At 41.3% G+C, this 11413-nt stretch carries 9 protein-coding genes; 1 reads left to right on the top strand and 8 read right to left on the bottom strand.

What is annotated here, in order from left to right:
- Nucleotides 1-13 precede the first annotated feature (13 nt).
- Entirely contained in the window at nucleotides 14-1075 is a 1062-nt protein-coding gene (locus ACQ4KW_RS08130) for a mannose-1-phosphate guanylyltransferase (protein ID WP_430886033.1), read from the top strand.
- 322 nt (nucleotides 1076-1397) lie between these two features.
- On the opposite strand, the gene ACQ4KW_RS08125 is transcribed toward ACQ4KW_RS08130, so the two are convergent.
- From ACQ4KW_RS08125 to ACQ4KW_RS08090, 8 genes are all read right to left on the bottom strand, one after another.
- Nucleotides 1398-2219: an S-layer homology domain-containing protein gene (locus tag ACQ4KW_RS08125; RefSeq protein WP_430886032.1), complete on the bottom strand. Its 822-nt coding sequence runs from the start codon at nucleotides 2217-2219 to the stop codon at nucleotides 1398-1400.
- 187 nt (nucleotides 2220-2406) lie between these two features.
- Nucleotides 2407-2553 (bottom strand): CDIF630_02480 family spore surface protein, encoded by a 147-nt coding sequence (locus ACQ4KW_RS08120; protein WP_430886031.1) that lies wholly within the window; start codon nucleotides 2551-2553, stop codon nucleotides 2407-2409.
- A 106-nt stretch (nucleotides 2554-2659) separates the two neighbouring features.
- A complete protein-coding gene (locus ACQ4KW_RS08115) occupies nucleotides 2660-5029 on the bottom strand; it encodes an AAA family ATPase (protein ID WP_430886030.1) in 2370 nt (789 codons plus the stop codon).
- Between the two features lie 269 nt (nucleotides 5030-5298).
- Complete coding sequence (locus ACQ4KW_RS08110; RefSeq protein WP_430886029.1) at nucleotides 5299-5640, bottom strand: MGMT family protein; 342 nt, start codon at nucleotides 5638-5640, stop codon at nucleotides 5299-5301.
- A gap of 27 nt (nucleotides 5641-5667) precedes the next feature.
- On the bottom strand, nucleotides 5668-7629 hold the full coding sequence (locus tag ACQ4KW_RS08105; protein ID WP_430886028.1) for an endonuclease MutS2: 1962 nt from the start codon (nucleotides 7627-7629) through the stop codon (nucleotides 5668-5670).
- Nucleotides 7630-8317: 688 nt separating this feature from the next.
- Nucleotides 8318-8509, bottom strand: coding sequence for a hypothetical protein (locus ACQ4KW_RS08100; RefSeq protein ID WP_430886027.1), 192 nt, complete (start codon nucleotides 8507-8509; stop codon nucleotides 8318-8320).
- A 142-nt stretch (nucleotides 8510-8651) separates the two neighbouring features.
- Nucleotides 8652-8864 (bottom strand): heavy-metal-associated domain-containing protein, encoded by a 213-nt coding sequence (locus tag ACQ4KW_RS08095; RefSeq protein WP_430886026.1) that lies wholly within the window; start codon nucleotides 8862-8864, stop codon nucleotides 8652-8654.
- Between the two features lie 73 nt (nucleotides 8865-8937).
- Complete coding sequence (locus ACQ4KW_RS08090; RefSeq protein WP_430886025.1) at nucleotides 8938-11400, bottom strand: heavy metal translocating P-type ATPase; 2463 nt, start codon at nucleotides 11398-11400, stop codon at nucleotides 8938-8940.
- Between the last annotated feature and the right edge of the window lie 13 nt (nucleotides 11401-11413).

The following is an 11413-nucleotide window of genomic DNA, read 5'->3' as shown; positions in this document are numbered from 1 at the left end:
AGGAGGAATATATATGAAAACATCATCAATTATTATGGCAGGTGGAAACGGCACAAGATTTTGGCCAATGAGTCGAACCAAATTACCAAAGCAGTTCCTGGACTTAGATGGCAAGGGGACACTTATTAATAAGACCATTGAGCGACTCACAAATACAGTGGAAATGGATTCCCTCTATATAGTAGGCAACAAGAAGCATAGATCAATCTTTGAAGATCAGTTGCCCAAAAACTTCTTAATGGAAAACCTGCTTTTAGAACCAAGTGCCCGCAACACCGCTCCAGCCATTGCTGCTTCAGTCATGGCTCTTCACAAAAAATACGGAAACCATGTGGTCGTGGTTCTCCCCTCTGACCAGCACATAAAAAACGAAGATAATTTCACCACGCAACTTCAAAAAGCCATACAACTCGCCAAGTCAAGTCATTGCGTTGTAACCCTTGGCATAAAACCAACTTACCCTGCAACAGGCTATGGCTATTTGAACACAAACAAGATCTCAGAAGATATATTTGCACTTTCAAACTTTGTGGAAAAACCCAGCTATGAACTGGCCCTTGAATACACACAAAAGGACAACTACTACTGGAATGCTGGTATCTTTGTATTTGAATCTGGTGTTATGTTGAACCATATTAGCAAACACATGCCAGCCCTCTATGTTCAGTGTGAAAAAATCATTGATTGGAACGTTGATTTACAATCAGGAAAACTGGAAAAGCTCTATGAGAACATGCCGTCCGAATCCATTGACTATGGAGTGATGGAGAAGATTGATAGTATTCTTATGGTGCCACTTGATTGTGGATGGAGTGATCTGGGCAGCTGGGATGCACTCAATACAATTAAGTCTGAAGATAAAGACAAGAACATTTTAGAAGGCAATGTTCAGGCACTCGATACACAGGGCACAACAATAGTGGCTGGGAAAAAACTCATAGCTGCCATTGGCCTTAAAGACTTAATTGTCGTAGATACAGAAGACGCCCTTCTTATCTGTTACAAGGATGATGTGCAAAAAATTAAAACCTTGGTTGGCAACTTGAAGCAAGAAGGCCAAGGTAAGCTGGTCTAATATCCATTAAGCAGACTGTAAATTCTGTATAAAAAAAACGCTGATTGACCTTTGTTCCTGGTCAATCAGCGTTCTTTATTGATACCTTATTCCTTGAGCGACTTGCAAAATATCATTCAAGAGTCTTCGTTATACCATATATAGATATTTAAAAATCAAAATTCTATATATGATTTGACGAGGACGTCTATCTGTAATTTTGAAAGCGCCCGAGTTTTTTTATTTACTTGTTTATTGATTGATGCCTCATTGGTTTTTAGGGATATTCTTATAATACACACTCAAATATTCTAATTAAGACCATGGTTGAACCAGTAGACATCTACTCCTCAACATATGTCCCGACAATTTCGGCTCTTGAAAGAACATACAAGCCATGGGGTGAGTCTTCCATAATTTCTTTTGTCAAATCCTGACCGGCTTTTATTGTATTCATATGTGTCCCACCAGACCATTTGTCCAGGTTTGAAAAGTCATATACCTGACCACTTACAGCCACTAAAACAGCTTTTCCAGCTGTCCCATCAAAGTAAGCCAGACTGTCCTTATTAAAAGTTCTCGGATTATCAGACCGTTTTTCTGGATCTATGGTTCTGACAGTCATAGTCGCAGCCTCTGCCCTTGTTGCTTGTTGATCCTGCTTGAATGTCTTGTCTGCATACCCAGAAACTATACCATAGTCATACACTGAATATATAGCCATTTTTAACGATTGGTCAAGACCATCTGCGTCTACTATATCCGTTTTTCTAGCCATAGAATATGGACTTGCTCCAATAGACCGGGTGATCATAAGGGCGATTTCACCACGGGTAATATTTTTATCAAGATCATTGAATGATCCCTCTAATAGGATGCCTTCAGCTAGGGCCGCAGCCCTCCATCCACTAGCCCAGTGACTATCTGTTTGATCCAAGGGCTCAATGCTCTGGGCCTTTAAGAGCATAACCGTAAATTCCGCTCGACTTATGACAGCATCTGGTTTGAAACTGCCGTCAGGGTAGCCTGATACAACACCTTCTGAAACCAGGGTCTCAATGAAGGGCTGTCCCCAGTGTCCATCAATATCTTGAATATCTAAACCATATACCGGCAGTGATCCAAGAAGGATCAAAACCATTACCATGCTTATATATTTTTTCATGTCGTTCTCCCTTCACTTAATTGGTAGAGCAAATCAGTCGTAATTTTACTTTACCCCCTTCACACATAAAAAAACTCCCAAACAAGAAATTGAGAGTTTTTTAGTAAACAATATTTATATTCTTACTATGTCTTTTAGAATATTTAAGCATTCAACATTATCATAATATTTTCATCGATTCATTTAACTATTTTTCATTTGTTTCTACCCATTCTTTGGCTCTTTCTACGGCCTCTTCAGAAGGAACAGGTACTTTCGTATCTTTTTTTCGATATTTAACGTCTGCCCACGCTTCAGTTTTGCTGGCGCCGAGCACTTTGTTTTTCTTATCCATTATTTCACCTCGGTCCGTTTACACTAGTTTATGGTTGACTGTTCTCTATCTCTAAGATATCACAATTGATAACAATTGTCAAGTTGTATTCATTACATTTTCAGAATTACTGGATAATTTCATCAACTGTCTTTGATTTTGGAAGGACTTTTAAATGGTCGCCACTAACAGATACTCTTAAGTGGTCTCCATCTTTAATTTGACTTCTTAGATAAGCCTCAGCAATCTCATCTTCAAGATAAGTCTGAATAGCTCTGCGCATTGGTCTTGCGCCATACTCTTCACTGTAGCCTTTCTCAATTAGGAATGTTTTGGCATCTTCATCCACATCCATGGTCATGTGCTTGTCGTGAAGTTCGACCTTGACTTCCTTAAGCATAAGTTCAAGAATTGACTCAAATTCATTATGCTTAAGCTTGTTAAATGTGATGATGTCATCCACCCTATTTAAAAATTCAGGTCTAAATGTGCTTCGAAGAGCTTCTCTAACCTTTTCCTTTACAGCGCTGTGGCTATCTGAACCAAATCCAATGCGGGCTGCCCCAGAACTTGTTCCAAGATTGGATGTCATTATGATGACCGCATTGTCAAAATAAACTGTTCGTCCCTGGCTGTCAGTTAATCGACCATCATCCAGTATTTGAAGCAATATATTGAAAATGTCTGGATGGGCTTTTTCAATTTCATCAAGGAGAATAACCGAATATGGATTTCTTCTAACAATATCTGTTAATTTTCCACCTTGGTCAAATCCGACATATCCCGGAGGGGCACCGATAAGCTTACTCACTGTATGCCTTTCCATATACTCCGACATATCCAGTCTAATCATATTGTCATCACTGCCAAAGAGCTCTGTGGAAAGACTCTTGGCAAGTTCTGTTTTACCGACACCAGTCGGTCCGACGAAGATAAAAGATGTTGGCTTTTTAAGTTTTCTAAAGCCAGATCTATTTCTTCGAACAGCTTTAGCCAATGATTCCACAGCTTCATTTTGTCCAATAACACGACGTTTTAATCGGTCTTCTAGAATCAGGAGTCTGTCCGCTTCATCCTCTGTAATCTTTTGTACAGGAATTTTTGTCCAGGCTTCTATCACATAAGCTATATCTTCTATGCCAATTTCCACATGTGATGCTTCCTCTTCGAGCTTTGAAATTTTATCTTCAAGGGTGATTTCTTCCATTTTTAAGTCTGCTGATCGTTCGTAGTCTTCCAGTTCAGCTGCCTGTAATTTTTCTGCACGAACCTTATCAAGGTCTTCCTTCAGGGCTGCCAGTTCAACAAGTCCCTTGTTTTTTAGGTTTGCACGGGATCCCGCTTCATCCATAACATCAATAGCCTTGTCTGGCAGGTAGCGATCTCGAATATATCGGTCACTCAAACGAACGCAGGCTTCAACAACCTGGTCAGATACATTCACTTTATGGTAGTCCTCGTAGTAGCTCCGTATCCCCTTAAGGATTTCAACTGATTCCTCAGGTGTGGGCTCATCGACAATAATTGGCTGGAAGCGTCTCTCAAGTGCTGCATCTTTTTCAATATGCTTCCTGTACTCCTCCAGAGTGGTTGCACCAATAATTTGAACCGCTCCCCTTGCCAGGGCTGGTTTTAAGATGTTGGCCGCATTCATGGCACCACCTTGAAGATCACCTGCACCAACAATATTATGAAGTTCGTCTATGACCAAAATGACATTGCCACGTTCTTTGGCTTCATCAACAATAGACTTGATTCGACCTTCAAATTGACCTCTGAACTGTGTTCCTGCCACGATGGCCGTCATATCCAAAAGGTAGACTTCAGCACCGAATAGTTTGGCCGGCACTTGTTGTTCTGCTATTCGAAGGGCTAGCCCTTCCGCAATTGCAGTCTTACCCACACCAGGTTCCCCGATTAGAACCGGATTGTTTTTTGAGCGTCTGTTAAGAATCTGAACCATTCGGTCAATTTCACGTTGACGCCCAATAATGCGGTCAATCTCACCAGTTTTTGCCTTCTCGGTCAAGTTCGTTCCGTAGGTATCTAAATGTTTCTTTTTATTTCCAAAACGTTTTTTTCTTTTTTTCTTTTGCTTAACAGCCTCAGAATCAGTGGCCTGATCTCCAGTGGACTCTTCTGAGCCTTCATCCAGTGCGTTTTCAGGTTCATCAAGTTCTTCATATCCTTCTTCTTCATCATAGGATTCGAAGTCATTCATTCCATTGAAGCCATCCATGCCATCCATCATACCCATGAGGTCTGAAAGATTCATTTGATCAGGGTCCATTCCCTCAAACATATCGTTCATGTGCTCCATCATATGATTTAATTCTTCTTCTTCCATGCCTGTTTGTTTGAGTAAATTGTCAATCCCTGGCACACCTAGTTCTTTGGCGCATTTAATGCACAACTGCTCAACGGATTCTTTTCCGTTTTCCATTTTATTCATATATATCATAGCGATATTTTTATTGCATCTTGAGCAAAGTTTCATATATATACCTCTTTTCTTGCAGATTTTAACCCCACTTGCATGATCTAGGACAAAGCCTTTTCTTTATGGGTTCTATTATTATTTTACCACCAAATGAATCCATTCAATTCATAGACAGCAAAGATTCACGAAATGTTCACGGAATACATAGTTTTTTAATCACTTAATCATGATTTTAAGGCTTTTTTTCTATAAATTCAAGAGAGTAAAAATAACCCGAGTGGTCTGATTCGATCAGATGACCCACTCGGGTTTCTATACTGTATCAATTAATCTTTACCCTGATGGGAGGTCTCAAAACTTTGTGCCCGCCATCCAAATAAGGTTAGGTCCACTTCGCCGGATGCCCCTACAAGAACATTTTCTTCACGCAGACGTTCCATCTGCTCTCTGCGTGCGAGAGGGTCTTTGATGGAAATTGTTCCCTTGCTTGAAATAACCCTATGCCAGGGCAATTCATACTGGTTGGAATAGCGCTTTAATATACCAGCAACCTGTCTGGGAGCCCTTGGATGGCCAGATAAAGTGGCTATTTGCCCGTATGTTGCCACCCGCCCTTGGGGAATGGACTGAATAATTTTTATGACATTCACAGTGAATTCGCTTAACATATTCGCCCCTTTCTCATTTTGTGACCGCTACTCATTCTCATCAATGGTCACACCAATCTTCCCTTTTCTCATTTTTGACTCTTTTTTTCTTCTATTCCATGACTTTGTGACATTATCCATGTCATACTGGTCTGGATAGAGCTGTTCCTTACCAATGTATATGGACAATCTTGTGTGCATGACACGTATTTTTTTGTTCTTATAAAGGACCAGATACTCCCCTTTTCTATCCGCCTCTTCCACAATGACGCCCACAGCCGGCAGGCCACTAATTTTCACGGCATCACCTATGTCAAACTTTGGCTTTTCAAGGGCTTTATCAGCATTTTTAAGTTGCTTTCTAACCTTCTTGGCCTCCACCTTTCGCTTTTGGGAACCTGAATCATAGGCCGGCTTATCAATAGTCTTGTCTTCCATGTGTTCTTTGAACTTCTTAGACGCATTGGCATAAGTCTTTTTCTCCCCATAGGACGCTTCATGAGCTCTTTCAATGAGCTTGTAGTCAAGGCCCAGTCGAAGGGCAATCAGAAAGGCATTGCTTTCGCCTGGTTTTCCAATATCCAGTCTATAAAGCGGTCTTAAACTCTCCACATCAAAGGCCATACTTCCAGTTTGAAAACCTTCATGGGATTTTGCAAAAGTCTTTATTTCTGAAAAGTGTGTGGTTGCCATAACCGTTGCACCTTGCTCGTGTAATTTTTCTAATATTGAAATTCCCAGCCCAGTGCCTTCAACTGGGTCTGTGCCTGTTCCTATTTCATCAAGAAGAACCAGGGTGCCTTTTCTGCCATACTTGACAATACCAATAATGTTCTTTATATGGGCAGAAAAAGTGCTTAGAGACTGCTCAATATTTTGATTGTCTCCAATATCAACAAGTATGTCTTCATATAGAGGGAGGGTCGATCCCGGGTCGCAAGCTATATGAAGTCCACTCTGGGCCATAAGGCAGGATAACCCCGTGGTCTTGAGGACCACAGTTTTACCCCCAGTGTTCGGTCCTGTAATAACAAGACTTCTAAACGTGTCCCCTACCCTAATATTTAAAGGAACGGCTTCATCACCTAGAAGGGGATGTTTGGCCTTTATCAAGCTTATTACACCATTGTTGTTAAACTGTGGTCGCTCCCCACCAATTTCCCTTGAGTAGCGCCCCTTTGCAAGGATGATGTCATACTGAATCATAATATCAATATTCTGCATAATCGTCTGAGTGTGAGTTGCCACAGAATTCGTAAGTTCACTAAGAATTCTATACTCTTCTGATTTTTCATCAGCTCTAAGAGCTTCCAGTTCATTTTGAAGTCGTGAAATCGCTTCAGGCTGAACATACGCCGTCGTCCCCTTATTGGAATGACTCACAACGCGACCATCAACAGCATTCTTGTTAGCCCTTTTTACTGGTAAAACAAACTGCCCATCAATGATCTTATACCTGTCATCTTGAAGTTTCCCTGACAACTGAGATGAGACAAGGTACTTATCCATTTTTTCACGAATTCTCGCTTCAGTTCTTCCCAAGTTTTTTCTAATTTTTGAAAGCTTGCTGGATGCTTGATCGCTCACGCGACCATTCTTAATAGCCCTTTGTAGTTGCTCTGCAATATCATCTAAAGGATCGATGCCATATGCATAGTCTGCAATTTTTCTTAGTATGCCTTTTTTGCCTAGCATAAAAGTCTTCATTCGACTGGCATGGTGTAGGAACTCACCCAAGTCTTGCAGACCTTGGGGTGTCAAAACGGCCTCTTTAGAAATTTGCTTCATAGCCATTTGAACACCATTCAAGCTATGGACAGGCACCCTAAAACCATCTTCTGCCAACCGCTTACCATCATCTGATTCATCGAGGGCTGTTCTTATTGCATTTGGATTAAGCATCGGTTCCAAGTTTAGTAATTTATTTTTAGCTTCCTCAGATTTTGCGAATTCACTAATGCGTTCTCTTATTTGATTAAACTCTAGTTTTGTATACGTATTCGTATTCAATGTCTTATCCTCCTATTGGTCATTGACCACTTGTTTTGGGAGGCTTTCACTTATTTGCCGCTTACCGAATCTCGTGAGAATGGCATACCTAGACTAATAATATTAGATCTATTTTTCAATATAAAAATAAAGGGTATGCACAGGCATACCCAATCATTTATTCCAGTGGTAGATGGACACCGACACATACCTTGCATCTAGGTGACATCCCATTGGTTCTTGATATGGAGTCATACTTGCGCTTCTTAACCAGATTCGATGATGGGCACAACAAATAAACGAAATCCTCGAATGTCATTTAACAATCTGTTCGTTACCGCTGTTCATCGATTCAATTATTGGGTTAAGAAGCTAGGCAATCATAAAATTCTCCATATTTTCATATCATATCGTTTAAATTATTTTTACGTTAATATTATATACATGATTTCTCATTATTGCAAGTTGTTTTTTTACCATTTGACCAAATGACCTTATATGATCACTATGAAACAAATCCCTATGGCCTGTACCAGCATAGTCTCAACAGTAATTCGATGCCTTGCACATTTGGAAAGGCAAAGAACTTGAGATTTTCCTTTTAAACCATAAAAAGCGCAGCGTCTATTCCATATTTGGATCTAGGACAGCTGCGCTCAACTTGTCTTTACATATTTTCTGTTTGATAAGACTTTCCTATCATGAGTGACTATAAGCCCCCAGGTCTAACCCCTTCAGCTACAATGCTCTTTAAGAAGAATGTTTTTTTCAAACGAAAAGTTAAGCCTGAGTTCATAGTCTTAATACGCTTATTCACATAAACCGTAAGACCGCTGACTTCAAACTTGTTATACTCTCCAGGTGCCGCCGGCACCTTCAATTCCACTTCTGGGAATTCCATGGCACCGCATCAGCCGCCGCCGCTTCGTCGAAGCATCAAGGTCAAATCGCCTTTTCCTTTGGCATCCATGTATTCCAGGACGGCTTCTTCTATGGTTATATTCAAGATCTCATCTCCCAACATATCACCCAGTTTTTATATATTAGCCTTCAATTCGAACAACTTCAAAACCTATATCATCAATAGCTTGCGTAATGGACTCATTTGAAACCTCCGCTTTTACATCAACCACAGCTTGCTTGGCCTCAAGGTTGACACTTGCATTTGCTACACCTTCAAGTTCACCTAAAGTGTTTTCAACACGCATTTTGCAGTGGTTGCAACTCATGCCTTCAATAAATACTGTTTTCTTCATTTGAATCACCTCATACACTTTCTTCACATACTTGCTATTATCATTGTACCCCATACCCATTACAAAGACCCATTTATGCTTTTTTATGACTTGGTCTAAAACGCTTCAATCGAAGGGCGTTGGTTACAACAGAAACCGAACTAAATGACATGGCTGCCGCCGCAAACATTGGACTGAGCAGTGGCCCGCCAAAGGCATAAACCACACCTGCTGCAAGAGGAATTCCCGCAGTGTTGTAGAAAAATGCCCAGAATAAATTTTGCTTGATGTTTCGAATGGTGGCCTTGCTGAGTTCAATAGCGGTTACAACATCTTCAATGTCACTTTTCATGAGAACAACGTCTGCACTTTCCATTGCCACATCTGTTCCTGATCCAATGGCAATCCCAACATCTGACTGAGCAAGCGCTGGCGCATCGTTAATGCCATCACCAACCATGGCAACCAGTCGGTTCTCACCTTGTAGCTTCTTAACCTCACTGGCCTTGTCTTCTGGTAAGACTTCAGACAGAACAAGATCAATGCCAACTTCATCTGCAATGGCCTTAGCTGTTGTTTTATGGTCACCCGTGATCATGGCAACACGAATTCCCATGTTCTGTAACCTTCTTACAGCGTCAGCACTTGTTGGTTTTACCGTATCCGCCACAGCTATAATCCCGGCAAACTGGCCACCGATTGCAACAAACATTGGCGTCTTGCCTTGTGCAGCCAGGTCATGTGCCTTTTCCACCATATTCTTTTCCAGGCCATAGTCCTTAAGCATTTTCTCATTGCCTATAACAACTTGTATTCCATCGACAATTGTCTTAATACCATGTCCAGGCACAGCTTCGAAGTCACTCACTTCTAGAAGGTCGAGCCCCTTATGCTTGGCTGATTCCACAATGGCTTCTCCCAGTGGATGTTCGGATGCTTTTTCCGCAGATGCCACCAGCTGTAGGAACTTATTTTCATCAAAGGCACTGGCTGCGATAACATCTGTTACTTTGGGCTTACCTTCTGTGATGGTGCCTGTTTTATCAAACACAATGGCGTTTATCTTATGGGCGCTTTCTAGGGCCACCCCACTTTTTATAAGAACACCGTTCTCCGCACCCTTACCTGTACCAACCATAATCGCTGTTGGCGTTGCAAGACCAAGTGCACATGGGCAAGCAATCACAAGAACGGAAATAAATATCCTTAGGGCAAAGCTGACATCTTTCGTTACAAAGAACCATGTCGCACCTGCAAGAAGGGCTATTGCAATAACCACTGGCACAAAGTAGCCTGAAATTATATCTGCAAGTCTTGCAATAGGCGCTTTAGACCCCTGAGCTTCTTCAACCATATGAATAATTTTGGCCAGAGCCGTGTCTTCTCCAACACTATTGGTCTGAACCTTCAACATCCCATTTTTGTTGACAGTGGCTGCCGCCACTGTGTCTCCAACTTTTTTGTCAACCGGCAAACTTTCACCTGTTAACATAGATTCGTCCACAGAACTGCGCCCTTCAATAATTTCCCCATCGACAGGTATTCTATCTCCAGGTTTTACAAGGACCACATCCCCCATTTCAACTTCTTCAATGGGAATACGTATTTCTTCATTACCATGTAAAACAATTGCTTCTTTAGGTTGCATACCCATTAGCTTTTCAATGGCTTCAGAGGTACGACCCTTTGATCTCGATTCAAGGGCTTTACCAAGCATAATCAGGGCAATAATAACACCAGCTGTTTCAAAATACAGGTCCATCACCCATTTGGTGTTGCCTATGGAAATTTCAAATATAGCTATAAGCCCATAAATGACAGCTGCACTGGTTCCCACTGCAATCAGGGAGTCCATATTGGGATGACCACCAAATAGGGTTTTGAAACCCATTGTATAAAACTTTGAGCCCGCAAGCATAATTGGAATTGTAAGCGCTAATTGGATAAGGGCAAAGTTTAACGGGTGGACTTGCGGATTGATGATTTCCGGTATGGGAAGTCCCATCACATGTCCCATTGCGATATATAATAGGGGAAGGGCAAATGTTATAGCCACTTTAAATCGCTTCCATGTGCTATCAGCCTTGTCGTTGTTTTCACTCACTGTGTCTGAGCCACGATCCTTCTCAATTTCAAGGGGCGTATAACCAGCCTTTTTAATGGCTTGTTTGATCTGAGACACACGCAGAGTTTGTGGATCGTATTTGACTGTCGCCTTATTTGTCAAAGCGTTTACCGTCACTTGACTGACACCATCAAGCTTTTTGATCGACCGTTCCACGGCCGCATGGCATGATGATCATGTCATGCCCTCAACAGGAATAACCACCTCTTTGTTCGATGCGTTCTCTTTAGGATGGTAGCCTGCTTTTTCAATTTTCTCAAAGATAACTTCTTTGGATACTATAGACTCATCAAAGGCGATATTCATTTTTTCAGTGGCCAAATTCACATGAACCTCTTCAACACCATCGAGCTTTCCAGTTACTCTTTCCACTGTACTTGAGCAAGAGGCACATGTCATCCCTTCAATTTTATAAGTTTCTTGCCTTTTCATTTTTTCACCTCTC

The sequence above is a fragment of the Tianxiuia mixotrophica genome, assembly GCF_050596425.1.
In the GTDB taxonomy this organism is placed as follows: domain Bacteria; phylum Bacillota; class Clostridia; order Peptostreptococcales; family Acidaminobacteraceae.
Note: the sequence above shows the minus strand (reverse complement) of the source record. Positions and strands in the feature narration are given on the sequence as shown.